General features: G+C 70.8%; 24 protein-coding genes and 3 tRNA genes. 23 read left to right on the forward strand and 4 right to left on the reverse strand.

Annotated features, from left to right (window positions below; translation table 11 throughout):
- The first annotated feature begins 209 nt into the window (after nt 1–209).
- Nucleotides 210–1,244: a LacI family DNA-binding transcriptional regulator gene (locus LJB74_RS11735; RefSeq protein ID WP_259308703.1), complete on the forward strand. Its 1,035-nt coding sequence runs from the start codon at nt 210–212 to the stop codon at nt 1,242–1,244.
- A gap of 148 nt (nt 1,245–1,392) precedes the next feature.
- Here the strand turns inward: LJB74_RS11735 and LJB74_RS11740 are convergent.
- The 3 genes from LJB74_RS11740 to LJB74_RS11750 form a co-directional block, all read right to left on the reverse strand.
- Nucleotides 1,393–1,468: transfer RNA gene (locus LJB74_RS11740), tRNA-Phe, on the reverse strand.
- A 41-nt stretch (nt 1,469–1,509) separates the two neighbouring features.
- Nucleotides 1,510–1,583 (reverse strand) — tRNA-Asp (locus LJB74_RS11745).
- A gap of 43 nt (nt 1,584–1,626) precedes the next feature.
- Nucleotides 1,627–1,699 (reverse strand) — tRNA-Glu (locus LJB74_RS11750).
- A 170-nt stretch (nt 1,700–1,869) separates the two neighbouring features.
- On the opposite strand from LJB74_RS11750, the gene LJB74_RS11755 reads away from it, so the two are divergent.
- Both LJB74_RS11755 and LJB74_RS11760 read left to right on the forward strand, forming a co-directional pair.
- Nucleotides 1,870–2,214: a metallopeptidase family protein gene (locus tag LJB74_RS11755; protein ID WP_259310349.1), complete on the forward strand. Its 345-nt coding sequence runs from the start codon at nt 1,870–1,872 to the stop codon at nt 2,212–2,214.
- Nucleotides 2,214–3,155 (forward strand): LLM class flavin-dependent oxidoreductase, encoded by a 942-nt coding sequence (locus LJB74_RS11760; RefSeq protein WP_259308704.1) that lies wholly within the window; start codon nt 2,214–2,216, stop codon nt 3,153–3,155. The genes LJB74_RS11755 and LJB74_RS11760 overlap by 1 nt, the downstream gene beginning before the upstream one ends.
- On the opposite strand, the gene galE is transcribed toward LJB74_RS11760, so the two are convergent.
- A complete protein-coding gene (gene galE / locus LJB74_RS11765; RefSeq protein ID WP_259308705.1) occupies nt 3,142–4,122 on the reverse strand; it encodes a UDP-glucose 4-epimerase GalE in 981 nt (326 codons plus the stop codon). The genes LJB74_RS11760 and galE overlap by 14 nt on opposite strands.
- A 131-nt stretch (nt 4,123–4,253) precedes the next feature.
- Here galE and LJB74_RS11770 point away from each other — a divergent pair, with 131 nt between their 5' ends.
- The 20 genes from LJB74_RS11770 (at nt 4,254) to LJB74_RS11865 (ending at nt 25,781) form a co-directional block, all read left to right on the forward strand.
- Nucleotides 4,254–5,900 (forward strand): mechanosensitive ion channel domain-containing protein, encoded by a 1,647-nt coding sequence (locus LJB74_RS11770; RefSeq protein ID WP_259308706.1) that lies wholly within the window; start codon nt 4,254–4,256, stop codon nt 5,898–5,900.
- A gap of 179 nt (nt 5,901–6,079) precedes the next feature.
- A complete protein-coding gene (locus tag LJB74_RS11775) occupies nt 6,080–6,364 on the forward strand; it encodes an adhesin (protein ID WP_259308707.1) in 285 nt (94 codons plus the stop codon).
- Nucleotides 6,365–6,662: 298 nt separating this feature from the next.
- Complete coding sequence (locus LJB74_RS11780) at nt 6,663–7,814, forward strand: ABC transporter substrate-binding protein (protein ID WP_259308708.1); 1,152 nt, start codon at nt 6,663–6,665, stop codon at nt 7,812–7,814.
- Nucleotides 7,811–8,806, forward strand: a complete 996-nt coding sequence (locus tag LJB74_RS11785; RefSeq protein ID WP_259308709.1) for an ABC transporter permease subunit — start codon at nt 7,811–7,813, stop codon at nt 8,804–8,806. Before LJB74_RS11780 ends, LJB74_RS11785 begins: the two co-directional genes overlap by 4 nt.
- A complete protein-coding gene (locus LJB74_RS11790; RefSeq protein ID WP_259308710.1) occupies nt 8,803–9,699 on the forward strand; it encodes an ABC transporter permease in 897 nt (298 codons plus the stop codon). The genes LJB74_RS11785 and LJB74_RS11790 overlap by 4 nt, the downstream gene beginning before the upstream one ends.
- Nucleotides 9,700–9,732: 33 nt before the next feature.
- Nucleotides 9,733–10,809, forward strand: coding sequence for an ABC transporter ATP-binding protein (locus tag LJB74_RS11795; RefSeq protein ID WP_259308711.1), 1,077 nt, complete (start codon nt 9,733–9,735; stop codon nt 10,807–10,809).
- Nucleotides 10,806–12,476, forward strand: coding sequence for a TIGR03767 family metallophosphoesterase (locus tag LJB74_RS11800; RefSeq protein WP_259308712.1), 1,671 nt, complete (start codon nt 10,806–10,808; stop codon nt 12,474–12,476). Before LJB74_RS11795 ends, LJB74_RS11800 begins: the two co-directional genes overlap by 4 nt.
- Nucleotides 12,477–12,671: 195 nt before the next feature.
- Complete coding sequence (locus LJB74_RS11805; protein ID WP_259308713.1) at nt 12,672–13,106, forward strand: nitroreductase family deazaflavin-dependent oxidoreductase; 435 nt, start codon at nt 12,672–12,674, stop codon at nt 13,104–13,106.
- Nucleotides 13,107–13,212: 106 nt separating this feature from the next.
- Entirely contained in the window at nt 13,213–13,617 is a 405-nt protein-coding gene (locus LJB74_RS11810; RefSeq protein WP_259308714.1) for an excalibur calcium-binding domain-containing protein, read from the forward strand.
- A gap of 411 nt (nt 13,618–14,028) precedes the next feature.
- Nucleotides 14,029–15,432: an ABC transporter substrate-binding protein gene (locus tag LJB74_RS11815; RefSeq protein ID WP_259308715.1), complete on the forward strand. Its 1,404-nt coding sequence runs from the start codon at nt 14,029–14,031 to the stop codon at nt 15,430–15,432.
- Between the two features lie 165 nt (nt 15,433–15,597).
- The gene (locus LJB74_RS11820) at nt 15,598–16,452 is read left to right on the forward strand and encodes a carbohydrate ABC transporter permease (RefSeq protein WP_259310350.1); all 855 of its coding nucleotides are present in this window, start codon (nt 15,598–15,600) and stop codon (nt 16,450–16,452) included.
- A complete protein-coding gene (locus LJB74_RS11825; RefSeq protein WP_259308716.1) occupies nt 16,445–17,233 on the forward strand; it encodes a carbohydrate ABC transporter permease in 789 nt (262 codons plus the stop codon). The genes LJB74_RS11820 and LJB74_RS11825 overlap by 8 nt, the downstream gene beginning before the upstream one ends.
- Nucleotides 17,234–17,279: 46 nt before the next feature.
- Complete coding sequence (locus tag LJB74_RS11830; protein WP_259308717.1) at nt 17,280–18,410, forward strand: Gfo/Idh/MocA family protein; 1,131 nt, start codon at nt 17,280–17,282, stop codon at nt 18,408–18,410.
- 85 nt (nt 18,411–18,495) lie between these two features.
- Nucleotides 18,496–19,266 (forward strand): VOC family protein, encoded by a 771-nt coding sequence (locus LJB74_RS11835; protein ID WP_259308718.1) that lies wholly within the window; start codon nt 18,496–18,498, stop codon nt 19,264–19,266.
- Nucleotides 19,263–20,228 carry an aldo/keto reductase gene (locus LJB74_RS11840; protein ID WP_259308719.1) on the forward strand — a complete coding sequence of 322 codons (966 nt, stop codon included), beginning with the start codon at nt 19,263–19,265 and terminating at the stop codon, nt 20,226–20,228. The genes LJB74_RS11835 and LJB74_RS11840 overlap by 4 nt, the downstream gene beginning before the upstream one ends.
- 85 nt (nt 20,229–20,313) lie before the next feature.
- Entirely contained in the window at nt 20,314–21,702 is a 1,389-nt protein-coding gene (locus LJB74_RS11845) for a GH1 family beta-glucosidase (RefSeq protein ID WP_259308720.1), read from the forward strand.
- 104 nt (nt 21,703–21,806) lie between these two features.
- A complete protein-coding gene (locus LJB74_RS11850) occupies nt 21,807–22,961 on the forward strand; it encodes a Gfo/Idh/MocA family protein (RefSeq protein ID WP_259308721.1) in 1,155 nt (384 codons plus the stop codon).
- A 101-nt stretch (nt 22,962–23,062) separates the two neighbouring features.
- A complete protein-coding gene (locus LJB74_RS11855) occupies nt 23,063–23,845 on the forward strand; it encodes a sugar phosphate isomerase/epimerase (RefSeq protein WP_259308722.1) in 783 nt (260 codons plus the stop codon).
- Nucleotides 23,842–24,894: a sugar phosphate isomerase/epimerase family protein gene (locus LJB74_RS11860; RefSeq protein ID WP_396125157.1), complete on the forward strand. Its 1,053-nt coding sequence runs from the start codon at nt 23,842–23,844 to the stop codon at nt 24,892–24,894. Before LJB74_RS11855 ends, LJB74_RS11860 begins: the two co-directional genes overlap by 4 nt.
- 5 nt (nt 24,895–24,899) lie before the next feature.
- Entirely contained in the window at nt 24,900–25,781 is an 882-nt protein-coding gene (locus LJB74_RS11865) for a biopolymer transporter Tol (RefSeq protein ID WP_259308723.1), read from the forward strand.
- Nucleotides 25,782–25,785 lie beyond the last annotated feature (4 nt).

The raw sequence follows: 25,785 nt of genomic DNA on the forward strand, positions 1-25,785 counted from the left end.
GTCTCGATCCTCGTTGATGGAGATGCGTGCTTGCCGTGCCGGTCCTCGCCGCTGGGGGAGCGGTGAGCAGGCGGGCCCTCGGGCACGACCTCTCGGAGCGAAACCCTCCGAAACCGTTTTCGCTAAGTTAGCATCGAGGGTGGGGTCAGTCAACGGCGCTACCATGCGTCATGGATTTCGTGACCGGTCTGTGACATCAGGGGGTTGAGGTGGCTGCGACGGAGGAGAGCGTCCCGCGACCGCGAGCGGCGACGCTCCGGGACGTGGCGGTCCTGGCCGGCGTCTCGGTCGCGACCGCGTCCAAGGCCCTCAACGGCCGCAGCAACGTGCACCCCGACACCCGTCGCCGGGTGATCGAGGCGGCCGAACGGATCTCGTTCACCCCGAACACGCTCGCGCAGGCGATCCTCGCCGGGCAGACCGGCACCGTCGGTCTGCTCACCAACGACCTCGAGGGTCGGTTCAGCCTGCCGATCCTCATGGGCGCGGAGGACGCGTTCGGCGCCGGCAAGATGTCGGTGTTCCTGTGCGACGCGCGGGACGACGCGATCCGCGAGCAGTACCACCTCAAGGCGCTGCTGGGCCGACGGGTCGACGGGCTGATCGTCGTCGGGAGCAACACGGACCCACGCGAGTCCCTCGGGCACGACCTGCCGGTGCCGGTCGTCTACGCGTACGCGCCGTCGACCGATCCGCTCGACTCGTCGGTCATCCCCGACAACGTCAATGCGGGCACGCTCGCGATCGAGCACCTGGTCGCGACCGGACGCACCCGCATCGCCCACGTGACGGGCGACGTCAACTACGCGGCAGCACGCGACCGTGCCGCCGGGGCGCTCGGCGCTCTCGCCGCAGCAGGGCTTGAGCTGGCCGGGGAGCGGGTCCGCTACGGGGCGTGGACGGAGGCCTGGGGGCGCGCAGCGACGCACACCCTCCTCAGTCAGGGCGTCGAGTTCGACGCGATCCTGTGCGGCAGCGACCAGATCGCGCGGGGGGTCATGGACGTCCTCCGCGACCGGGGCTTCGACGTGCCGCGCGAGGTCGCCGTCATGGGGTTCGACAACTGGCAGATCCTGACGTCCGGTGCGCGCCCCGAGCTCACCAGCGTCGACATGAACTTCGAGATGCTCGGTCGCCGTGCGGCGCAGCGGATGTTCGAGGCGATCGACGGCAAGCAGACGCCCGGGGTCGAGCGGATGCCGTGCCGGGTCGTGGTCCGCGGCTCGACGACGCTCGACGACTGAGGGCACACGCCCCACGGCTCGCCTGGTGGACCCGGCCGTGCGGGACCGGGAACGACGACGGCCCCTCGGCGCCTGCGGAGGTCTCCGCGGGGCCAGGGGCCGTGGTGCGAGCTGTCGAGCAGGAGGTCCCGGAGAGGGACCGCCTCGGTGGTGGCCACTGGCAGGGTCGAACTGCCGACCTTTCGATTTTCAGTCGAACGCTCTACCAACTGAGCTAAGTGGCCGAAACTCGAACGCCCGGTCTGGCGACCGGGCGATCGTCGAGCGACCCCGACGGGACTTGAACCCGCGACCTCCGCCGTGACAGGGCGGCGCGCTAACCAACTGCGCTACGGGGCCTTGTGGTGAGACAAGGCTTCATGCTGTCGTGCTGTCCTGCTCGTACCCCCAACGGGATTCGAACCCGTGCTACCGCCGTGAAAGGGCGGGGTCCTAGGCCGCTAGACGATGGGGGCGTGTCACCGCTCCGACGTCTCTCGTCCGTGACGTCCGAGGAGTCGTAAGACCGGGATGAGCATAAGGGTAGAGGACGGTGAACACCAAAGCGGTGCTCTGACCGGCACGACCGCCGCACCGCGCGGGCGCGCCACGATGCCGATACCGGCAAGATGTCCTCGTGGTGCACATGTCGCGTGAGGAGTTCGAGGAAGCCGTCGAGGACGCCCTCGACGAGATCCCGCCCGAGCTCACCGCCCAGATGGACAACGTCGTCGTGCTCGTCGAGGACGACGCACCGTCCGACGAGCCCGAGCTGCTCGGGCTCTACGAGGGCACGCCGCTCACCGACCGCGACGGGTGGTGGGCCGCCGGCTCGCTGCCGGACCGCATCACGATCTACCGCAACCCGACCCTCGCGATGTGCGACTCGCGCGAGGAGGTCGTCGAGGAGGTCGCCGTGACGGTGGTCCACGAGATCGCGCACCACTTCGGCATCGACGACGAGCGGCTGCACGAGCTGGGGTGGTCCTGATGACGCACGACCTGAGGTTCGGCATCGTCCTGCTGCCGCAGGAGCGGTGGGCCCGGGACCGCGCCCGGTGGCAGCGCGCCGAGGAGTACGGGTTCGACCACGCGTGGACCTACGACCACCTCGCCTGGCGGACGCTCGCCGACGAGCCGTGGCTCGCGACGATCCCGCTGCTCGCCGCGGCGGCGGTCGTGACCGAACGCATCCGGCTCGGCACGTGGGTCGCGTCGCCGAACTACCGGCACCCGGTCCCGTTCGCCAAGGACGTCATGGGCCTGGACGACATCAGCGACGGGCGGCTGATCCTCGGGCTCGGCGCGGGCGGCACCGGGGTCGACGCCGAGGTCCTCGGCGCGCCACTGACCCCCGGCGCGCGCACCCGACGCTTCGGCGAGTTCGTCGCGGTGCTGGACCGGCTGCTCACCCAGCCGGTCACCGACCACGACGGCGAGTTCTACCGGGCCAACGGCGCCCGGATGCGACCGGGCTGCGTGCAGCAGCCCCGGGTGCCGTTCGTCGTCGCCGCGAACGGCCCACGGGCGATGGCGCTCGCGGCACGCTACGGCGAGGGCTGGGGCACGTTCGGCCCGAGCCTGCCCGACGAGGTCCGCGACGGCCTCACCGAGGCGCAGGCGCAGGACGAGTGGTGGGCGGGGCTCGAGCGGATGGTCGAGGCGTACGAGGCCGCGGCCGACGGCACGCCCGGAGCGACCGCGCGCCGCTACCTCAGCATCGACGGCGCGCCGGTCTTCGCCCTGCGGTCGGCCGACGTGCTCGTCGAGGGCGTCGAGCGGGCGACCGCGCTCGGCTTCACCGACATCGTGCTGCACTGGCCGCGCGCCGAGGGCATCTACGCCGGGTCCGAGTCCGTGCTCGACGAGGTCGCGGGACTCCTGCCGGAGCTTCGCCAGAGGTACGTGCCGCGCGAGGTCAGGACGCGCTGACGGCCTGTTCCGCCGCCTGACGGGCGGTCCATGCGCTCGCGACCATCTCGGCGAGGCTGTGCGTCATCCGCCAGTCGAGGTCCCGCGCGGCGCGCTCGCCCGACGCGACGATGCGTGCCGGGTCACCGGCCCGGCGGGGGGCGATCTCCGGCGTGAAGTCGATGCCGGTGACCTCGGCCACGGCCGTCATGATCTGGCTCACCGAGACCCCGTCGCCCGAGCCCAGGTTGTAGACGGGCTCCAGGTCGCGGCCGCCGGCGAGTGCCTGCGCGGCGGCGACGTGCGACGACGCCAGGTCACCGACGTGCACGTAGTCGCGCACGCACGTGCCGTCCGGGGTCGGGTAGTCGGTGCCGTTGATGCGCGGCGTCCGACCCTCGACGAGGGCCTCGAGCACGAGCGGGAAGAGGTTGTGCGGGGAGGTGTCGTACAGCTCCGGGGTGTCCGAGCCGACGACGTTGAAGTACCGCAGCGACGTGTGGCGCAGGCCCGTCGCGCGGCCCTGGTCGGCGAGCAGCCACTCGCCGATCAGCTTCGAACGGCCGTACGGCGACTCGGGCGACGTCGCGGTGTCCTCGGTGACGAGGTCGACGTCGGGCGTCCCGTACACCGCCGCGCTCGACGAGAACACGATCTGCTCGACGCCCTGCGCGGACATCGCCGCCAGCAGGTGCGCGGTGCCGGTGACGTTCTGCTCGTAGGTGTGGAGCGGTCGGCTCACGGAGACGCCGGCGTACTTGAACCCGGCCAGGTGGACGACCCCGGTGACCTGGTGCTCGGCGAGCGCCTGCTCGACGAGCGCCGTGTCCAGGATGCTGCCGACCACGAGCGGGACGTCCGCCGGGACGAACTCGCGGTGGCCGCTCGACAGGTCGTCGATGACGACGGTCGCCAGCCCGACCTTCCCGAGCGCCCGCACCACGTGCGATCCGATGTACCCGGCTCCACCCGTCACCAACCACGTCATGCGAGCACGGTAGCGCGCCTGGTCACCGCGTTCCTGCACGCCTCCGGTCCGGGCCGGGGACCGGTCGTGGCCCGCCGTCGCGAGGGGCTGCCTGGGTGCGGCCGTCCGGACCGTCCGGTTAGCCTCGACGGATGCGTACAGAACTGGTCGCTCGGCTCGTGCAGGCAGATCAGACGATCACCGAGGTCACCGACGTGGTGAAGCTCGTCGTGGCGATCGTCGTCGGCGTCGTCCTCGCCCTGGCCCTCGCGGAGGTGACCTCCGGTGTGGTGCGGGCCGTCGGACGGCGCAGCTGGCTGGCCGTGACCCTCGCCGCACGTGCACGTCGGCCCCTGCGCGCGGTGATGCTCGTGGTCGCCGTGTGGATCGGGCTCCGGGTCGGCACGACGCCACCTCCCGGCGCCACCCGGGCGGGCTGGATCCTGGCCATCGAGCACGGGCTGCGGATCGCCCTCATCGTCTCGGTGGCGTGGCTGATCGGGGCCCTCGCGTTCGTCGTCGAGGACGCCGCCCTCAAGCGCTTCCGCAGCGAGGTCGCGGACGACCGGCACGCGCGTCGCATCCGCACCCAGATCACCGTGCTACGCCGCGTGACGGTCACCGTGCTCGTGCTCTGCACCGTGGCCGCCGTGCTGCTGACGTTCCCGTCGGCCCGTGCGGCCGGTGCGAGCGTGCTGGCCTCGGCCGGCGTGGTCTCCCTGGTCGCCGGCCTCGCGGCGCAGAGCGTCCTGGGCAACTTCTTCGCCGGGGTGCAGCTCGCGTTCAGCGACGCGATCCGGATGGGTGACGTCGTGGTGGTCGACGGCGAGTGGGGGCGGATCGAGGAGATCACCATGACGTACGTCGTGGTGCACGTCTGGGACGACCGCCGGCTGATCCTGCCGTCGACGCGCTTCACGTCGAGCTCGTTCGAGAACTGGACCCGGAGGTCGTCGGAGCTGCTCGGGACGGTCGAGATCGACCTCGACTGGAACGTCCCCATCGAGGCGATGCGCACCGAGCTGCGCCGGCTCCTGGACGCGACCGACCTGTGGGACGGGCGGGTCGGAGTCCTGCAGGTCACCGACGCGTCGAAGGGCACCGTGCGGACGCGGGCGCTCGCGAGCGCGGCCAACTCCGGAGCCTTGTGGGACCTGCGGTGCTACCTGCGCGAAGGCCTCGTCGGCTGGCTGCAGCGCGAGATGCCGTCGGCGCTCCCGCGCACCCGGTGGGAGGCGGGCGTACCTCCCGTGCCGACGGTCGCGCCGACGCAGGAGGAGCACCCCGTCGCCCCGGTGATCGAGGTCCCCGGGGCCGCTGCCGGGGCCACGTCGGCTCCGGGGTCCGGGGCGCACGCCGCGGTGCCGGTCCCGGACCTGGAGGCTGCGGTCGCGCCCGCTCCGGCCCCGACGACTGTCCTCCCGGTGCCGGGCAGCGAGAGCACCCCCGGAGACGGCGTCCCCGCGCCCGGCGATGCGGAGTCGCCCGCCCCCGGGTCGGACGGGACGCCGGTCGCCGTGAGTCGTCGATCGGCGCGGCGCTCGACGGAGGACCCCCGCGAGTCAGGTGAGCAGGAGACGATCCGGCTCGACCTCAGCGCGTCGGACTCTCGCCTCTTCACCGGCAGCATCGACGCGATCGAACGGTCGAAGGCCTTCAGCGGCCCGGGCGAGGACGCGTACGCGGAACGCGACGATGCGGCCCGGAAGGCGGAGCGCGCGGAGCGTGCCGAGCAGCAGGCAGCCGAACGTCAGGCGGCAGAAGAGCGACGGCGCGCGGCCGAGCGACCCGACGACTGAGCCCGACGCGGCTCGCGGGGACGGTCTCGCTGGGCGGACGTGCTGTTGCGGTGCTCCGGGATCCTTGTGACGGTGGAGGGGACCGAAGGCGACGGTCCGGTCGGCAGGGGGGTATGCCTCCGGCTGCCTCCGTGCACGAGCGGATCGATCGTCCTCACCGGCAACGAGAGGAGAGCCTCGTGCTCACCCTGACCGAGAACGCCAGCACCGTCATCCATGACCTCACCTCGCGCGCGGGCCTTCCCGACACGGGCGGTCTGCGCATCGCCGAGTCCGGGGACCAGCAGGGGAGCTTCGAGCTCGCGCTCGTCGCAGCCCCGCACCCGGAGGACGAGGTGGTGACCGAGGGGACCGCCACCGTGTACCTGGCGCCGGCTGCGGCGGCGACGCTCAGCAACCAGTGCCTCGACGTCGACTCCGCCGCGTCGCAGCAGGGGGCGGCCTTCACGCTCGCCCCGCAGTGAGCTGCGCCCCGGCGGACGTGAACCCCTGCTGACCTGCACCACCGGCTGACCTGCACCCTGGGTGACCTGCACGATCACCGGGTCTGCGACGCCGGCTCGACCTCCGAGGGTCGATACCTGACCGGGTATCGGCCCTCGGTGCGTCCGCGGGTCTTGTCACGGCACGCCCGACCAGGGGAGAACTTCGCCGAGTCGCCGGTTCCCGTTCACCCGAGTTCACCGGAGACGTCGCCTTGCGTAGGTAGACACGGTGACGTGCCGACGTGGTGTCGGCGTCACTTCCTACCGAGGGACATTGATGCGCAAGCTGACCATGCTCGCTCCCCTGGCCGTCGCGGCCGTCGCGCTGTCCGCGTGCAGCTCCACCGCGGCCGGAACGACGGGCTCCACGTCCTCACCGCAGGCGGCGTCCACCGCTGCCGCCGCGGACTGCGGGACGACGGTCCCCGAGATCGCTGCTGCCGCGAAGAAGGAAGGCTCGGTCGACCTGATCGCGCTTCCCGACACCTGGGCGAACTACGCCGGGATCCTCGACTCGTTCCGCAAGAAGTACGGCATCAAGGCCACCGTCGCGAACCCGGACGCGTCGTCCGCGGACGAGATCACCGCGATCAAGACCCTGCGCGGCCAGCCCGGCATGCCGGAGGTCGTCGACGTCGGCGCCTCGTTCACCCAGCAGATGATCGACGACGGCTACGCGCAGGCGTACAAGCCGACGACGTGGAACGAGATCCCGGACAACCTCAAGGACCCCGCAGGTCACTGGGTCGCCGCGTACTACGGCGTGATGTCGATCGGCGTCAACACCACCCTGGTCAAGGACGTCCCCAAGACCTTCGCCGACCTCAAGAAGCCCGAGTACAAGGGTCAGATCGCCCTCAACGGCGACCCGCGTGAGGCCGGCGCGGCCTTCGCCGCGGTCATGGCGGCCTCGCTCGCCAACGGCGGCAGCTTCGACAACATCCTCCCGGGCATCCAGTACTTCTCCGACCTGAAGAAGTCCGGCAACCTCGAGATGGTCAAGGTCACCAAGGCCACGCTGCTCTCCGGCGAGGTCCCGATCGCGCTCGACTGGACGTACAACTTCCCGGCGCTCAAGCCGCTGATGAAGAACGCCGGCTTCGACCTCCAGGTCAACGTCCCGCAGGACGGCGTCTACGGCGGGTACTACGCGCAGTCGGTCGTCACGAAGGCTGCGCACCCGTGCGCCGCTGAGCTCTTCCTCGAGCACCTGGTGGGCGACGACGGTGCCCTCGGCTACCTGCAGGGCGGGGCCATCCCGGCCCGCTACGCCACGCTGGTCAAGGAGGGCAAGGTCGACGCGACGCTCGCCGCGAGCCTCCCGGACGCGAAGACGATCGCCAAGATCGCGTTCCCGACGCAGAAGCAGCTCGACGCCGCGAAGGCCACGCTGGCCGCCCAGTGGGGCCCGATGGTCGCGGACAAGTGACCGGCACGGACCTGGCAGCCGACCCGACGACCCGCGCCACGAGCGCGGGCGTCGGGGCGGCCGCCGCCCGTCCGGGCACCGTCGTGGTGAACGACACCACCGGCGGGACCGACGGCCTCATGGGGTGGCTCGGGCGCCTGACCGGCGGCCGGAAGCCCAACGCCGCGACGCTCGCGATGATCCCGTTCCTGGTGTTCGTCGGGATCTTCCTCGTGTGGCCGATGGCCGCGGTGATCGTCAAGACCTTCACGCCCGGCGGCCGGTTCGGGGTGGGCACGCTGATCCGGGCGATCTCCGGCCCGTACCAGTCGGCCTTCGAGAACTCGCTCATGCTCGCGGGCGCCTCGGCCGTCATCGGCGGGGCGCTCGGCCTCGCGCTGGCCATGGCACTGCGCGGGCTCGACCGCCCGCGGTGGTTGCGGCCCACGATCGACGCCTGGAGCTCGGTCGCCTCCCAGCTCGGCGGCGTGCCGCTCGCGTTCGCGTTCGTCGCGGCGCTCGGGACCCAGGGTGTGCTGACCAAGGCGCTCGCGGCCGTCGGCATCGACGTCGCGGGCTCGGGCTTCTCGCTCTCGACGCTCGCAGGCATGACGTTCGTGTACCTGTACTTCGAGATCCCGCTGATGTTCCTCGTCGTCGTCCCGGCCGTCTCCGGCCTGCGGACCACGTGGCGCGAGGCCGCGGAGCTCATGGGCGCGAGCCCGCTGCGGTACTGGCTCACGGTCGGCGGACCGATCCTCGCGCCGTCCGTGCTGGGCGGGATGCTGCTGCTGTTCATCAACGCGTTCAGCGCCTACGCGACCGCCTACGTGCTCAACTCGAGCGGGCAGCTGGTGCCGCTCGCCATCCGGTTCGTGCTCCAGGGCAACGTCATCACCGGAGAGCAGGATCTCGGCTACGCCCTGGTCACCTGGACCGTCGCGCTTCTCGTCGCCGGGCTGGTGCTCATGAACGTCCTGCAGCGTCGCGCCGCACGGTGGTCCCGCGCATGAGCGCCGTCACGCCCCCGACCGCGGCACCCCTGACCGCGGCGCCTGTGACTGCGACGTCCGGGACGCCGGCGCCTCGTGCCGCGGCACGCGTCCGGACCCGGCACCGGGGCCTCCGCGTCGTTCGCTGGACGTTCCTCGCGGTCCTCGGGCTGTACTTCCTGCTGCCGCAGCTCGCGATGGCCCGGTTCGCGTTCCAGAACGTGCCCGTCGTGCTGCTCGACGCGTCGACCCTGTTCTCGAAGTGGTCGGCGTCGTCGCTGGTCGACGCCCTCACGCAGCCTGCCCTGTGGGACGCGGCGAAGACCAGTGCGATCCTCGCGGTGCTCGCCGTCCTCCTGGACCTCGCGCTGCTGCTCCCGCTGGCGATCCTCGCCGAGATCCGTGCCCCGCGGCTGCGCCCGGTGCTCAGCGCGCTGACCCTGCTCCCCTGGGTGATCCCACCGATCGCCCTCGTGGTCGGGGTCGCGGCGACGTTCCGTCCGGTCGCCCCGTGGTTCCTCACGAGCACGCTCAGCCTGGTGCCGTTCTACGCGATCTGGGCGATGCCGTTCACCTACCGGGCCCTCGACTCCGGCCTGCGGGCGATCAACGCCCGCACGCTCGTCGAAGCCGCGCGCAGCCTCGGCGCCTCGGAGCTGACGGTGCTGTTCCGCGTGCTGGTGCCCAACCTGAGCGCCTCGATCGTCGCCGCGAGCGGGTTGACCGCCGCTCTCGTGCTCGGGGAGTTCGCGTTCGCGTCGTTGCTGCTCAAGGACACGCTCCCGACCTACCTGGTCAACTACCAGCGCGACTCCCCCAGGCCGGGATGGCGCTCGCGCTCGCCGTCATGGTGCTCACCGCTCTCGCGCTCGGCGCCGTCGTGCACATGCTGCGACGTCGCGGGCTCGGCATGAGCACGACCGGCTTCTGATCCGAGGAGGATCCTCATGGCCACGATCGAGATGATCGGTGTACGCAAGACCTTCGGGACGACCGTCGCCCTCGCCGACCTGCACCTGCGGGTCGAGTCGGGGGAGATGGTCTGCCTGCTCGGCCCGTCGGGCTGCGGCAAGACGACCGCGCTGCGCCTGCTCGCCGGTTTCGAGCAGCCCGATGCGGGGCACATCCTGGTCGACGGCGAGGACGTGACGCGCGTCTCGCCGCGGCACCGTGGGTTCGGGATGGTGTTCCAGGACTACAGCCTGTTCCCCAACCTGACCGGGCGGCAGAACATCGCGTTCGGTCTCAAGGTGCGCCGCAAGGGTGCCGTGGAGACCGCTGAGACCGTCGATAGGCTGCTCGCCGTGACCCGGCTGGAGAAGCACGCGGACAAGTACCCGCACCAGATGTCCGGTGGTCAGCGCCAGCGCGTCGCTCTCGCGCGAGCCATCGCGACCGAGCCGCGGCTGCTGCTCCTCGACGAGCCGTTGTCCGCGCTGGACGCCCAGGTGCGTGAGCACCTGCGGGACGAGATCCGCCGCCTGCAGCAGGAGGTCGGCGTGACGACGGTGTTCGTCACGCACGACCAGCACGAGGCGATGGCCGTCGCCGACCGGGTGGCCGTGATGCGCGAGGGGCTGCTCGAGCAGATCGACCCGCCGCGGGTGCTGTACAGCCGGCCCGCGTCGCAGTTCGTCGCCGGGTTCGTCGGCACCGTCAACCGGTTGTCCGCCGAGCGGACCGTCGACGGCGCCTGGTTCGTCCTGGGCGAGAAGGTCGAGGCCGTCGGTGACACGGCCGCGGACCGCGGCGCCGGGGAGGGCGCCGCCGTCGACACGGCACCGAAGCATGCCGTGGTGCGGCCCGAGCAGCTGCACGTCAACCGGGCGGAGTCCGGCGCGGGACCGGTCGCGCGCCTCGTCGCGCTGTCGTTCCTGGGGGCCTTCACGCGGGCGGTGATCGAGCACCCGACCGAGGGGCTCGTGACGGCCGACGTGCTGGGTGAGGCCGCGGACGGCCTGACCGTGGGCGACGCGGTCGCGGTGAGCGTCCGTCCGGGAGCCGGTGCGGTGGTCCTGCAGTGACCGCACGCACGACGCGGGACGGCGGGCAGGTCGGCGGGTCCGTCGGGACCCGCCCCGATGTTCTCGCGAGCGCCTCGACCGGCACCACGACGGCTGATGCCCTCGCGACGACGGCGGCGCGCACGCTCGTGCGGGGGGAGCCGGGACGGCTCGGCTGGGCGGAGCTCGTCGTCGGTCCCGGTGAGGCCCATCACGGGGACGCGCCGCACGCCGCGGGTGAGGCGCTCGCCTGCCTGGTGCACCTGTCCGACCTGCACCTGTGCGATGCCGAGTCGCCCGTGCGGCAGGAGTACCTGGACCGCCACGGTGACCCCGGCGCCCCGTACGCCGGGCGCCTCGGGACGATCGGCACCTACCGTCCGCAGGAGATCCTCACGGTCCAGGTCGCGGCCGCCGCGCTCGAGGCCGTGCAGCGGCTCGACCGGGCGCCGGTCACGGGTGCCCCGCTCGACGCGGTGATCGTCACGGGTGACATGACCGACAACGCGCAGCGCAACGAGCTCGCCTGGTACACGTCGCTGATGGCCGGCGGTGTCCTGGACCCACGCAGCGGCGACCCGCGGCACAGCGGCTGGGTCGGTGCGGTCGACGCCGTGTGGTCGTCGTCGTACTGGCACCCGGACGGTGCGCCGGTCGGTGAGGAGCCCGATCGTCCGACGGCCCTCTACGGCTACCCCGCGGTGCCCGGTCTGGTCGAGGCGGCGCGGGCACGCGTCCTGTCTCCCGGTGCCGGTCTGCCCTGGTACAGCGTGCACGGCAACCACGACGCCCTGCTGCAGGGCACCGTCGCGCCCGACCCGGAGCTGCGCAGGCTCGCCACCGGGGACGAGCGGATCGTCGACCTCGCGGTGGGCCAGACGCCGCTCGTCGTCCTCGAGGGTGCCGCGCCGATCGGCCCTGCGAGGTACACGCACGACGCCTCGTCACCGCGCGAGACCGTCACCGCCGACCCGGCTCGGGCCCTCGTCCGCCCCGGGGACTTCGCGGCGGCCCTCGCCGAGACGGACCAGCACGGGGCGAGTCGCGTCGCGGGGCACGGGAACGCCTGGGTGTGCGACATCGGGCAGGTGCGGGTGATCGCGATCGACACCGTCAACCCGCACGGCGGGTGGCAGGGGTCGGTCGACGCGACGCAGCTCGCCTGGCTGTCCGACCAGCTCGACCGCGCGCAGGGCCGGTACGTGGTGATCACGTCGCACCACCCCTCATGGACGCTGACGAACCCCTACGCGCCTGACGGCTCGCCGCGACGGCACCTGGCGGACGACGTCCTCGGGCTCCTGCTCCGGCACCGAGGCGTGGTCGCGTGGCTCGCCGGTCACGTCCACGCGCACACGCACGTGTGGCACCAGGCGCCGGACCGTGACGGCGGGTTGTGGGAGATCACGACGTCGTCGCTGGTCGACTGGCCGCAGCAGCTCCGCGTGCTCGAGCTCGTCCGCGAGCCGGGCGGGACCCTGGCCCTCGCGAGCACGGTGGTCGACCACCTCGGTGGTGCCGCCTGGGACCCGGAGGCCCTGGACGACCCGGTCAACCTGGCCGCGATCTCACGGTCCCTGGCCGTGAACGACTACCGCGCCCGGAACGTCCCGGCCCTGCTCGCGCGCACCGCCGGCACCCCGTCGGACCGCAACGCCGTCTGGCGCATGCCCGACCCCCACGCCTGACCCCACCCCTGTTCCGTCAAGTGGAGCGATAGTGCAGCGACACGCGGGCGTGTCGCTGCACTTCGCTCCACTTGACGGACCGGGGACCGGACCGGACCGGGGACCGGACCGGACCGGGGACCGGACCGGACCGGGGACCGGACCGGGCGGGGTGAGGGGGGGAGGGGGTTCAGGGGACGCAGCTAGGGTCTGGGCATGGGACTGAGTCGTACGCAGCTGATGTTCGTCGCCCTCCACAAGGGTGTGTACCGGGCCACGCGTGGGCGTCTGCTCGGGCGGTTCGGTCACCTCGAGCAGGTGCTCCTCAGCACCACCGGTCGCGTCAGCGGACAGACGCGCACGACGCCCCTCGCCGCGACGCCCGACGGCGACCGGCTGATCCTCATCGCGTCCAACAACGGCGGCGACGCCCACCCCGCCTGGTACCTCAACCTCGTCGCGCACCCCGAGGTGACGGTGCAGCGCGGGGCCCAGGTGCTCGCCATGACGGCCCGCACCGCCGAGGGTGCCGAGCGTGAACGGCTCTGGGCGCTCGCGGTGAAGAACAACCCGGGATACGCACGGTACGAGTCGCGCACGTCGCGGCGGATCCCGGTCGTCGTGTGCGAGGCGGTCGCCGCTCGCGAGTAAGGGTGGGCGTCCGACGCTCATGCGGGTGGCCGGGCGTGTCGATGACGTCGGGGTGATCACCGGGGGCAGGGGACGTTCGGTCGCGCATGTCGCGACACTGATAGCGATGCTGGCGCTTCTGGGCGGGTGTCGCGCCGACGCGGGAGCGACGACGCCGACGGCGGTTCTGACGTCGACGTCGCGGGTGGCGAGTCCGACCGTTGCGGCCCCGGTCCCGACCACCGCACCGCCCGAGCCAACGCCGACCGAGGCGACGCCCACCGAGAGCGCTCCCGCGCCTGAGCCTCCGGCCGCCGCGCCGGCACCCGCGCCCGCGCCGGCTGCGGCACCCCCGCCCGCACCGGCTCCGGCCGAGGCCCCGGCACCTGCTCCGGCGGTGAACACCGACCCCCGGTTCCCGACCTGCAAGGCCGCGATCAAGGCCGGGTACGGCCCGTACCGCCAGGGCATCGATCCCGAGTACGACTGGTACCGCGACGCCGATCACGACGGCATCGACTGCGAGCGCTGACCGAGCAGAGGCGAGATCAGCCTCCGCTCACGACGGGTGTCGTCGAGCGGTCTCCTCGGCGTGTGGGGACCGGTCCGCCTGCGGCGAGGAGAGCGGCCTCGGGTGCGTGTCGAGGTGCCGGCGAACGTTGACCCCGACCGACGTCGGTGCAGCAGGGCGACCACGTGCGTGCGCCGTCCGCGCCCCGTGGTGATCGGGAGGCCGGTCCGTCGTCGCTCGCTGGTTCTCGCGACGGCCGTCCCTGCCCCCGTCGATCCGGGTTACTCCCGGCCCGCTCGTGCCTATCGGCTCCCGGCTATGTAACTTTTGTATCTCGACCAGCGAAAGACCCTAGAGTTTCGACACGGGCACTGTTACTTTGGCTGGCATCGGCCCCTACGACGAGGTGGGCCTACTCGAGAGAAGGACGTCATGGCAAACCGCGGAATGGGTCTGCTTCGAACCCGCAAGGCAGCGGTGGTCGCCGCGATCGCTGGTGCTTCGCTGACGCTGGCGGCATGTTCCGGCAGCGATGCAGGTGGAAGCAGTAGCGGCGAGGCCACCGCCGCCACGTCCGGTGAGGTCAGCTGGTGGGGCTGGACGCCCGACACGCCGGTGGCCGAGCGGTACATCGCGGAGTTCAACAAGGAGTACCCGGACATCAAGGTCACCTACAAGAACTTCGAGAACGTCGACTTCCGCAACGCCCTCACCCCAGCGCTCGACTCCGGTCAGGGCCCGGACGTCTTCGACCTCTCGCCCGCAGGCGGCTCCCCCGACACCTGGGGTCCGTACGCTCTCGACCTCGCCCCCGTGGCCGAAGCGACTCTTGGCACGGACTGGAAGTCGCAGTTCGGAGCCAACTACGTCAGCCAGCTGACCGACTCCGACGGCCGTGTGGTGTCGCTGCCGCTGGGTGGCATGTCCGCCGGCATGGTGTGGATCAACAAGGGCATCTTCGACGAGGCCGGCGCCGAGGTGCCGACCGACTACGCCTCGTGGCTCGCGGCCTGCGACAAGATCTCGGCCATCGGCAAGAAGTGCTTCACGATGGGCGCCGGCGGAGCGGACACCTTCCCGACCGAGATGTTCCACTCGGTCGCCAACTCCGTCGACCCCGAGTTCTTCCTCAAGGCAGCCGTCGGCCAGGCCAAGTGGGACGACCCGCAGGGCATCGAGACCCTCAACATCTTCAAGAAGATGAAGGACGACGGGATCATCGCCTCCAACGTCCTCGACGCCGGGCAGTACCCGCTGGCCAACGAGGAGTTCATGAAGGGCGACGCGGCGATGGTGCAGATGGGGTTCTGGTACACCCAGTACGCGGGCAGCGAGTCGTGCGTCAGTGCGATGGAGAGTGCCGGCGTCACCAACCCCACGTGCTTCGTCCAGCTTCCTGTCGAGTTCCCGGACGTCGCGGGGCACGGCAACGGCTCCGCGTACTTCGGCGAGGCCGACTACGGCCTGGCGATCAATGCTGACTCCAAGAACATCGGAGCGTCGAAGACCTTCGTCACGTGGATGACGATGTCGAAGACCGGTCAGCAGAACGTCGCGAACGCGCTCGACCTGCTTCCGTCACTCGGCGGGGTCTCGCCGAGCTGGGACGCCATCAGCCTGGTTGACGAGGCGACGCAGAAGCCTGCGATCGAGAAGCTGATCGCGGCGAGCAACGAGACGACGCAGTCTCGCCAGTGGCAGACCACCCAGGACACGCTGGACGCGATCGTTCTCGCCATCCAGCAGGTCCTCGACCCGACGATCACCATGTCGATCGACGACATCGCGGCTCAGCTCCAGAAGTCATCGGTGGCGAGCACCGTCGGCGTCAAGTAGGTCATTCGACAGGACTGGAGTTCATACGTGATGGCGAACCTTGCGAGGTCGGCAGGTTCACTGAATTCCAAGCCGGGTGGAAAGCGAGGTGGGTGGCTCGGTCAAGGGGCCACCCACCTCGTCCCGGGTGGTCTGAAGTGGATCCTCCCTGGCTTCATCTTGTCCGTGGGACTGATCTACTACAGCATCATCTACTCGGGGTATCTCTCCTTCTTCGACTGGCCAGGTGGCCGGGCGAAGATGACGTCGGTGGGTGTCGCGAACTACCAGGAGGCGCTCTCCGACCCAGTGTTCTGGATCGCCATCCGGAACGTCCTCATCTACTTCGTGGTCATCTTCACCGTCCAGGTGGTCGGCGGGCTCTCCTTCGCGGCGGCGATGCACTCGAAGGTCTACCTCGCGAACATCTACAAGATCATCATCGTGGTCCCGGTCGTGGTGGCCCCGGCGACGATGGCGCCGGCGCACATCGAGGTGTGGCAGACCAACGGCACCTTCAATGCGATCTTGCGGGCGATCGGCCTCGACTCCTGGACCCAGGGCTGGATCGGGCAGTCCACCACGGCGTTGTTCGTCGTCATCATGGCGGGGTGCTGGGGCGCGATCGGATTCGGTTTCATCCTGTACTTCGCGGCCATGGGGCAGATCGAGCCGGAGATGATCGAGGCGGCGCGGATCGACGGCGCGGGGAACATCCGCATGCTGAGGTCGATCGTGCTTCCGAACGTGCGCTCGGTGACGGTGTCGCTCGGCATCCTCAACTTCATGACGGCGCTCAAGCTCTTCGACACGCCGTGGCTGCTCACCCAGGGTGGCCCCGCTCACTCGTCCGAGTTCCTCGGCACGATGATCTATTCAGAGACGGCGGGTTCGTCGCGGAACCTCGGGTACGCGGCGGCGCTGTCCATCCTGCTGCTGGTGATGGCGATCGGTATCTCGATCGCGATTCAGCTGCGTTCCCGCGAGAAGAGCCCGACGGGCGCCCGCAGGTCGAAGAAGAAGGTGGCCGGACATGTTTGAGACGCGAACCCGATGGGCGCAGGTTCTGCTCCAGGTGCTCGTCACCATCGCGGTGATCCCGCTCCTCATCCCGCTTGTGACGATGGTGGCCCGATCGCTCGAGGGGCGCGGGTGGGGCAACTACCTGGCCGTGCTCGAGGTGCCGGGATTCCTCACGTTCTTCCGCAACTCGGCCATCGTCTCGGGTGGTTCCATCGCCATCATCTACCTGGCGACGATGGCCGGCGCCTTCGGTTTCTCCAAGCTGCGGATCCGGCACAAGGAGGTGTTCTTCTGGATGATGATGGCGGCGCTGACGTTGCCGGAGGTCGTCCTGATCGCCCCGTTGTACGCCACCGCGGTCAAGCTCGGGATGATGGGCACCTTCTGGTCGGTGATCCTGCCGATCGCCGCGTTGCAGGTGCCGTTCACGGTCCTCCTGACCCGCGGGTACATGGACGGCATCCCTGACACGTTGTTCGAGGCCGCCCGGCTCGACGGGGCGAACACGTGGCGGTTCTTCTGGTCGATCCTCGTGCCGCTCGCGCGGCCGATGGCGACGGCCATCATCATCCTGGTGCTGATCAACTCGTGGAACTCGTACCTGCTCCCGAAGGTGTTCCTCATCAACGACAACATGGGCGTCGTCACCCTGCTGCCGGAGTTCTTCCGACGCCAGTACAACGACGACACCCCGAAGGTCCTCGCCGCGGCCGTGATCACGGCGATCCCGACGATCGTCGCGTACATCTCGCTCCAGAAGCAGTTCGAGCGTGGCATGGCGGCGGGCGCGATCAAGTAGTGCGGGTTCCGGTGAGTGTGCGCGTGACGACGACGGGAGCGAGATCGTGAGTGTGCTGGGTGGTGCGGCGCCCGAGGGCGCGGGCCGGGAGGCGGCTCGGGAGCCGATCCGCTACGCCGTGGTGGGCAACGGCTGGCGGGCGGGCATCTTCGGACGGCTCGCCGAGCTCTTCCCCGAGCGGTTGCGGGTCACCGGGGTGGTGACCAGGACCGCCGAGGGAGGCGAGCGGGCCGAGCAGCAGTGGCACACGCCGTCGTTCCGCACGCTTGCGGACGCGGTGCGGGCCGAGCGGCCGGACTTCGTCGTCGCGGCGGTGCCGTGGTCGGTCGCGCCGCAGATCACTCGCGAGGCCGTGGCGCTCGACCTGCCGGTGCTCAGCGAGACTCCCCCGGCCCCGGACGTGCCAGGTCTGGTCGAGCTGTGGTCCCAGGTGGGCGCGTCCGGCCTCGTGCAGGTCGCCGAGCAGTACCCGCTCTACCCCGGGCACGCTGCGCGGCTGCGGCTGATCGATGCAGGGGTGCTCGGTGCGGTGAGCAACGTCCAGGTCTCCTCGACGCACCAGTACCACGCGATGGCGCTCATGCGAGCGATGCTCGGCGTCGGTTTCGATGACGCCGCGGTGACGGCGTTCCGGACGGAGTTCGGGCTGGCGAGCCCGATCGGTCGAGATGGCTGGACGGGCGATCTGACGCCGCAGCCGTCGTGGAACCTGCTCGCGCACTACGACTTCGGCGACGGCCGCAGCGGGCTGTACGACTTCACCGACAACCAGTGGCACAACGAGCTGCGGTCCAACCGGATCCTGGTGCGTGGCAGCCACGGCGAGCTGGTCACCGACCACGTGGTGCACGTGACGGACACGCAGACGGTCCTGGAGTCCGACCTCGTGCGCCGACAGACGGGGCGGGACATGAACTTCGAGGGATTCGACCTGGACCACATCGCCTTCGAGGGGAAGGTCGTCTACCGCAACGCGTGGCAGGGCGGTCGGCTGGCCGACGACGAGATCGCCGTCGCCTCGCTGCTGGCCGGGATGGGTGCGTGGGTGCGCGACGGAGGACCGGCGCCCTACCCGCTCGCCGACGCGTGCCAGGACCATCTGCTCGCGCTGGCGATCGACGAGTCGCTCGCCACGGGCCGGGCGGTGCGGACGACGCGCCGGCCCTGGGCGTCCTGACCGACCTCGCGGCGTGGTCGGCACCCGCCGAGCCCGTCCCATCCGTGCGGTCCGGCGATCGCGCACCGACAGAGAGCAGAAGGCCATGGCCGTCACGAACCTCGTGCTGAACGTCGCGGACGTCGCGCGCTCGGTGGACTTCTACACCGGGCTGCTCGGCGCGGTGGTCACGGGAGAACCCACGTCGGAGAGGGCTGTCCTCGACCTGGTCACCGCGACGCTGGAGCTGCGTCTGCTCGCCGACGGCGCCGCGTGCCCGTGGCAGGAGGACGACAGGTCTCTCGGATTTCGGCACCTCGGGTTCAAGGTCGAGGCCGTCGACCCGCTCGTCGCACAGTTGCGGGCGGCCGGCGTCCGGCTCCGTCTCGAGCCCGTCGATGCCGTGGGGGAGGTCCGGATCGCGTTCTTCTACGACCCGGACGGCACGGTGCTGGAGGTCGTCGAGGGCCACCTCAGGTATCACGACGTCGTCGACGCCGCGGCCGTGGCCGCCGAGCGCGCGCTGCCGGTTCCCACCCGTCCTCGCTTCGATCACGTGGGGGTGACGAGCCGTGACCTTGCGACGACCGTCGCGACCTACCGGCCGCTGGGGTTCCGGCACAGCGGCACGCTGCACTTCCGGGACGACCCGAGGGGTTTCCGGATCGACTACCTCAAGGGTGGAGACACGGTGATCGAGGTCTTCACCTTCGACGTCGAGGTCTGGCCGGCACCGCCGCGCACGGACACCTACGGCTTCGCGGCGGCGCAGCTGGACGGCGCCCCGGGCGTCGTGGCCGGGGCGGAGGTCGGGATCGTCGACGGGCGACGTGTGCTCGTCGCCTCCGACGACTTCCCCGTGATGGTGGGCCGGTGATCGAGGTGCGGGTCGGTGGGCCCGGCTGGGTGCGGACACTCGGCGGTACCGGCCTCGAGGTGACGGCGCTGGGCGTCGGTGGCGGACCGCTCGGCAGCATGCCCGAGGCGTTCGGGTACTCCGTCTCGCAGGATCAGGCGGTCGACCTCGTCGAGGCGGTGCTCGCGAGCCCGATCCGCGTGCTGGACACGTCCAACGGCTACTCCGACGGGGAGAGCGAGCGACGCATCGGGGCCGGGATCGCCCGGGCCGGTGGCCTGCCGCCGGACGTGCTCGTCATCACCAAGGTCGATGCGCGAGACGGCGACTACTCGGGCCGCAGGGTGCGGGAGTCGGTGCGGGAGAGCCGTGAGCGACTCGGCCTCGACACCCTTCCTTTGGTGCACCTGCACGATCCGGAGTTCCACGACTGGGACGACCTCACGTCGCGCGGCGGAGCGGTGGAGACCCTCGTGCGGATGCGCGAGGAGGGGACGATCGGGCACATCGGTGTCGCGGGAGGTGACACCCGGGTGCTGTCGCGGTACCTCGACCTCGGTGTGTTCGACGCGGTGCTGGTGCACAGCCGGCTGACGGTCGTGGACCGCAGCGCCGAGCAGCTCGTCGCGCGTGCCGAGGCCGAGGGGCTGGGGGTCGTCAATGCGGCCGTGTACGGCGGCGGCATCCTGGCCGACCCGTCGGGCGGCTCCTCCCGGTACGGCTACCAGCAGGCCTCCGTGGCGACGCTCGAGGCGGTGCACCGGATGGCGGAGCTGTGCACGCGTTGGGGTACCGACCTGCCCACGGCCGCCCTGCAGTACTCGCTGCGTGACCAACGGGTGCATCTCACGGTGGTCGGCATCAGCAAGCGGCGCCGGTTGGACGGTCTGATCGAGGCGGTGGGGGTCGACCTCTCCCCGGAGTTCTGGGACGAGCTCGAGACGCTCGTCCCGGCCCCGGAGAACTGGCTCGACGCGGGGTAGGCGACCGGCTCGCTGCCACCCCCGCCGCACCGAGGCGACCAGCCCGGCCGCGGTCCTCATCCCGACGCCAAGGAGGCGCATCTGCATGACAGCCCATCGTGGGGACTTCCCCGCCGACTTCGCCTGGGGCACGGCCACGGCCTCCTACCAGATCGAGGGCGCCCCCGACGTCGACGGGAAGGGCCCGAGCATCTGGGACACGTTCACCCGGGTGCCCGGCGCCATCGCGGACGGCAGGACGGGGGACGTCGCCGACGACCACTACCGCCGCTTCCGTGAGGACGTGGCGATCATGGCCGACCTCGGGGTCAACTCCTACCGGTTCTCGATCGCCTGGTCGCGCATCCAGGCCGACGGCACCGGCCCGGTCAACCCCGCAGGGATCGCCTTCTACCGAACCTTGGCCGAGGAGCTCCTCGGGCGCGGGATCACGCCCTACGCCACGCTGTACCACTGGGACCTCCCGCAGGCTCTCGAGGACCGTGGCGGGTGGCTCGAGCGCGACACCGCCGAGCGGTTCGGCGAGTACGCGGGACTCGTGGCGTCCGAGCTCGGTGACGTCGTCGGTGACTGGATCACGCTGAACGAGCCGTGGTGCTCCTCGTTCCTCTCCTACGCCGGCGGCATCCATGCGCCGGGTCGGACCGTGGGAGCGCACGCGGCGCGTGCCGCGCATCACCTGCTCCTCGGGCACGGGCGTGCAGTCCCGGCGATCCGTGCCGCGAGCCCGGAGGCGAAGGTCGGCATCACGCTCAACCTGTACTCGATGCGGGCGGCCTCGGACAGCGCGGCGGACCGCGATGCCGAGCGTCGCATCGACGGTCTCGTCAACCGGTTCTTCCTGCAGCCCGTGCTGACCGGTGGCTACCCGCAGGACGTGCTCGCCGACCTGGGCGAGACGGAGTGGTTCGCCGAGCATGCGACGCGCGACGCGGCCGACGTCGCGACGCCGATCGACTTCCTCGGCATCAACTACTACAGCAGGCACGTCGTCGCCGACCCGCCGATCGGCGCCGAGGTCGTCGGGGAGCCGGCCGGACTCACGTATCCCGGCAGCGAGAGCGTGCTGTTCGTCGACACGGGGGCACCCCGGACCGCGATGGGCTGGCCGATCCATCCCGAGGGCATGGTCGACGTGCTCGAGATGGCTCACGCCTACCGTCCGGACCTGCCTCTGTACATCACGGAGAACGGCTCGGCGTATCCCGACACGGTCGTCGACGGCGAGGTCGAGGACGAGGCGCGGCGCCGCTACCTGGAGCAGCACGTCATGGCGTGCTCGGCGGCACTGCAGCAGGGGCTGCCGCTGAAGGGCTACTTCGCCTGGACGCTCATGGACAACTTCGAATGGGCGTGGGGCTACTCGCGGCGGTTCGGCCTCGTGCACGTCGACTACTCGACCCAGAAGCGCACGCTCAAGCGGAGCGGGACGTGGTTCCGCAGCTTCCTGACCGGCTCCGGTGACGTCCGATGAGCGACGACGAGTCGGGTGACGGAGAGGCGCGATCCGCGGCAGAGGCTCCGAGATACGCCGACAGAAGTTTGACTTTTGCATGGTCGCCGCGCAAAGATGACGTCATGCCTGACTCGCGGTCGACGGCGCCGACCTTCGGCGGCGTTCGCGCGCGCATGACGTCGTCGATGCGCTCAGGCATCATCGGGCTGGGATTCATCGGCGAGGTCCACGCCCGCGCCGTGCGCGCCGCCGGGGGCACCCTCGTGGCCGTGGCCGACGCGACCGCCGACGGCATCGAGGACTCGGCACAGCGGCTCGGCGCAGAGCGCGGGGCCGCCTCGGCCGAGGAGCTCGTGACCTCGCCCGACGTCGACGTCGTCCACATCTGCACGCCGAACCACCTGCACGCGCCGTTGGCGCGACTGGCGCTCGAAGCCGGGAAGCACGTCATCTGCGAGAAGCCGTTGGCGACCACGGCCGCCGATGCGGCTGAGCTCGTCGAGCTGGCGCGCGTGGCCGGTGTGGTCGCGGCCGTGCCCTTCATCTACCGGTACTACCCGACGGTGCGCGAGGCCCGGGCGCGGGTGGCGTCGGGTGCAGGCGGCCCGGTGCACCTGGTGCACGGGTCCTACCTCCAGGACTGGCTCTCGACCGCCAAGGACCAGAACTGGCGGGTCGACCCGGCCATCGGCGGGGCCTCGCGGACGTTCGCCGACATCGGCGTGCACTGGTGCGACCTCGTCGAGTTCGCCACCGGCCACCGCATCGTCTCCCTGGCGGCGAACTTCGTCACGGCCGTGCCCGAGCGGACGAGCTCCGGGGACGGGGCCGTGCCGCAGCACGTCGCGACGGAAGACGCGGCGACCTTGATCTTCGAGACCGACCGCGGTGCGATCGGCTCGCTCGTCGTCAGCCAGGTCACCCCCGGACGCAAGAACCGGCTGTGGATCTCGATCGACGGGGCGGAGACGTCGATGGCGTTCGACCAGGAGCTGCCGGAGACGCTGTGGATCGGCGGCCGCGACGAGACGACGCTCGTGCATCGCGGCGCGGTGGGCCTGTCGGAGGACGCCCAGCGACTCTCGGTACTCCCCGCCGGACACCCCCAGGGCTATCAGGAGTGCTTCAACGGCTTCGTGGCGGACGTCTACGCCGCCGTCGGTGGCGCCGTGCCGCGGGGCCTGCCCCTCTTCGAGGACGGCCTCCGTGCGGCCAGGCTCACCGAGGCTGTGCTCGACTCCGTGCGGTCGAGGTCGTGGGTGGAACCCGTGTCATGAACCTCGTCCCGATGCCCGCCGTCGGTGCGTTCCACCGTCCACCCCCGTCCGCCATGCGGCGCACGAACCGTCCCCGGTCCGTCGCCCGACAAGGAGTCACGATGTCGCGCTCTGAGCTCTCGGTGCAGCTGTACACGGTTCGTACCGCCCTCGCCGAGGATCTGCCGGGAACCCTCGCCCGCATCGCGGGGCTCGGCTTCCGGGACGTCGAGCTGTTCGACTTCGTCGACCAGGCGCAGGAGTACGTCGCGCAGCTGGCGGCCTGCGGTCTCCGTGCGCCGTCGGGCCATGCCTCGCTCCTCGACGAGGAGACGTCGCGCGTCTTCGACGCCGCCGAGGCGATCGGGATGCGGACGGTCATCCAATCGATGGTCGCTGCCGACCAGTGGGCCGACGTCGCGGGGGTCAGGGCAACGGCGACGGCGCTCAACGCCGTCGCGGCCGAGGCCGCCGACCGCGGGTTGCAGGTCGGTTACCACAACCACTGGTGGGAGCTGCAGAGCATCATCGGCGGAGTGAACGCCCTGGAGCGCTTCGCGGGGTACCTCGACGACGCCGTCGTGCTCGAGGTCGACACCTACTGGGCGCAGACGGGTGGGGTCGACCCCGCCGCGCTGCTGCGGCGGCTGGGGGACAGGGTGCGGTTCCTGCACGTCAAGGACGGTCCCGCGACCCTCGACGTCCGGGAGCAGGTGGCCGTCGGCGCCGGCAGCCTGGACGTGGCCGCGATCATCGGGGCCGCCCCCCAGGCGCAGCGGGTCGTCGAGCTCGACGACTTCGCCGGCGACGTCTTCGAGGCGTTGCGCGACAGCGTCGCCTATCTGACCGAGCAGACCGAGCAGACCGAGCAGACCGAGCAGACCGAGCAGAGTGTGACGGCATGAGCGAGGCGAACGGGGAAGCGATGAAGGACACCAGCACGAGGGCGACGCATCCCGTCACCCTCTTCACCGGCCAGTGGGCGGACCTGCCGCTCGAGGAGGTCGCGGCCCACGCGAGCCGCTGGGGCTACGACGGGCTGGAGATCGCCTGCTCCGGCGAGCACCTCGACGTGTGGCGCGCGGCGGAGGACCCCGCCTACCTCCAGGGCCGGCTCGACCTGCTCGACCGGTACGGGCTGAAGGTCTGGGCGATCTCGAACCACCTCAAGGGCCAGGCGGTGTGCGACGACCCGATCGACTTCCGGCACCAGGCGATCGTCGGCTCGCGGGTCTGGGGCGACGGTGACGCCGAGGGGGTGCGTCAGCGTGCGGCGGAGGAGCTGAAGCTCACCGCCCAGGTCGCACGCACGATGGGCGTGGACACCGTCGTCGGTTTCACCGGATCGAAGATCTGGCCGTACGTCGCGCTCTTCCCGCCGGTACCGACGAGTGTGATCGACGCCGGCTACCAGGACTTCGCCGACCGGTGGAACCCGATCCTCGACGTGTTCGACTCCGAGGGGGTGCGGTTCGCCCACGAGGTGCACCCGAGCGAGATCGCCTACGACTACTGGAGCACCGTCCGCACGCTCGAGGCCATCGACCACCGCGAGGCCTTCGGTCTCAACTGGGACCCGAGCCACATGATGTGGCAGGGCATCGACACGGTCGGTTTCATCGTCGACTTCGCCGATCGCATCTACCACGTCGACTGCAAGGACACCCGGCTGCGGCCGCAGACGGGCCGGGCCGGCGTCCTCGGCTCGCACCTTCCCTGGGGCGACCCGCGCCGGGGCTGGGACTTCGTGTCCACCGGGCACGGCGACGTCCCGTGGGAGGACGCGTTCCGCGCCCTGCGCTCGATCGGCTACACCGGGCCGATCTCGGTGGAGTGGGAAGACGCGGGGATGGACCGCCTGCACGGGGCCGCAGAAGCCCTGGACTTCGTGCGCTCGCTGCTCTGGCAGCCGCCCGCCCAGTCGTTCGATGCCGCATTCAGCAACCAGGAGTAGGAACCATGCCGCCACGTACCCTGCGCGCCCACCAGCGCGCCGACCTGCACGTCATCGACCTCACCACCGGGACGACCCGGCTGGTGCACTCGTCCTCGGAGCTGCTGTTCGAGGCGCCCAACTGGACGCCGGACGGGCGGTGGCTCGTCGTGAACGGTGACGGCCTGCTGTTCCGCATCCCGGTCGAGGGCGGCGAGCCTGAGGAGATCCCGCTCGGGGACATCCCGCCGATCAACAACGACCACGTCATCAGCCCGGACGGGAGCACGGTCTACGTCTCGGCGGACGACGGGCACCTGCACGCGGTGCCGTTCGCCACGGGCGTGCCCCGGCGGGTGTCCAACGACGCGGAGCCGGGCTTCCGTCACTTCCTGCACGGCATCTCCCCGGACGGTGCCACGCTCGCGTACATCGGCCTCTTCGAGGCGCCCGACGGGTCCGTGACGACCGACGTCTACACGGTTCCGACGGCCGGCGGCGCCGACGTCCGGCTGACCGACGACCCCTTCGCCTACGACGGTTCCGAGTTCGGCCCGGACGGGCAGTGGATCTACGTCAACTCCGAGCGTGCGTCGACCGAGCCAGGGCACGCGCAGCTGTTCCGGATGTCCGTCGACGGCGCGACGTTCGAGCAGCTCACGCACGACGAGCGGGTCAACTGGTTCCCGCACATCTCGCCGGACGGCCGGCGGATCGCCTACGTCAGCTTCGAGAGCGGCACCCTGGGCCACCCCGAGGACCGTGACGTGATCGTGCGGTTGATCGAGGCAGACGGGAGCATCCGCGACGTCGCCCATCTGTTCGGCGGTCAGGGCACCATGAACGTCCCGAGCTGGGCCCCGGACAGCACGGCGTTCGCGTTCGTGTCCTACCCGATCGAGTCCTGATGCC

Origin of the sequence: Cellulomonas sp. P24, from assembly GCF_024704385.1 — a bacterium.
Lineage (GTDB): Bacteria > Actinomycetota > Actinomycetes > Actinomycetales > Cellulomonadaceae > JAJDFX01.

Coding starts and splice junctions, on each gene's coding strand:
- LJB74_RS11860 (WP_396125157.1), top strand. CDS start 23,842: ATGAGCGAGGCGAACGGGGAAGCGATGAAGGACACCAGCACGAGGGCG.
- galE (WP_259308705.1), bottom strand. CDS start 4,122: ATGACGTGGTTGGTGACGGGTGGAGCCGGGTACATCGGATCGCACGTG.
- LJB74_RS11850 (WP_259308721.1), top strand. CDS start 21,807: ATGCCTGACTCGCGGTCGACGGCGCCGACCTTCGGCGGCGTTCGCGCG.
- LJB74_RS11805 (WP_259308713.1), top strand. CDS start 12,672: ATGGGACTGAGTCGTACGCAGCTGATGTTCGTCGCCCTCCACAAGGGT.
- LJB74_RS11865 (WP_259308723.1), top strand. CDS start 24,900: ATGCCGCCACGTACCCTGCGCGCCCACCAGCGCGCCGACCTGCACGTC.
- LJB74_RS11810 (WP_259308714.1), top strand. CDS start 13,213: ATGCTGGCGCTTCTGGGCGGGTGTCGCGCCGACGCGGGAGCGACGACG.
- LJB74_RS11795 (WP_259308711.1), top strand. CDS start 9,733: ATGGCCACGATCGAGATGATCGGTGTACGCAAGACCTTCGGGACGACC.
- LJB74_RS11815 (WP_259308715.1), top strand. CDS start 14,029: ATGGCAAACCGCGGAATGGGTCTGCTTCGAACCCGCAAGGCAGCGGTG.
- LJB74_RS11835 (WP_259308718.1), top strand. CDS start 18,496: ATGGCCGTCACGAACCTCGTGCTGAACGTCGCGGACGTCGCGCGCTCG.
- LJB74_RS11770 (WP_259308706.1), top strand. CDS start 4,254: ATGCGTACAGAACTGGTCGCTCGGCTCGTGCAGGCAGATCAGACGATC.
- LJB74_RS11755 (WP_259310349.1), top strand. CDS start 1,870: ATGTCGCGTGAGGAGTTCGAGGAAGCCGTCGAGGACGCCCTCGACGAG.
- LJB74_RS11780 (WP_259308708.1), top strand. CDS start 6,663: ATGCGCAAGCTGACCATGCTCGCTCCCCTGGCCGTCGCGGCCGTCGCG.
- LJB74_RS11790 (WP_259308710.1), top strand. CDS start 8,803: ATGAGCGCCGTCACGCCCCCGACCGCGGCACCCCTGACCGCGGCGCCT.
- LJB74_RS11825 (WP_259308716.1), top strand. CDS start 16,445: ATGTTTGAGACGCGAACCCGATGGGCGCAGGTTCTGCTCCAGGTGCTC.
- LJB74_RS11760 (WP_259308704.1), top strand. CDS start 2,214: ATGACGCACGACCTGAGGTTCGGCATCGTCCTGCTGCCGCAGGAGCGG.
- LJB74_RS11855 (WP_259308722.1), top strand. CDS start 23,063: ATGTCGCGCTCTGAGCTCTCGGTGCAGCTGTACACGGTTCGTACCGCC.
- LJB74_RS11845 (WP_259308720.1), top strand. CDS start 20,314: ATGACAGCCCATCGTGGGGACTTCCCCGCCGACTTCGCCTGGGGCACG.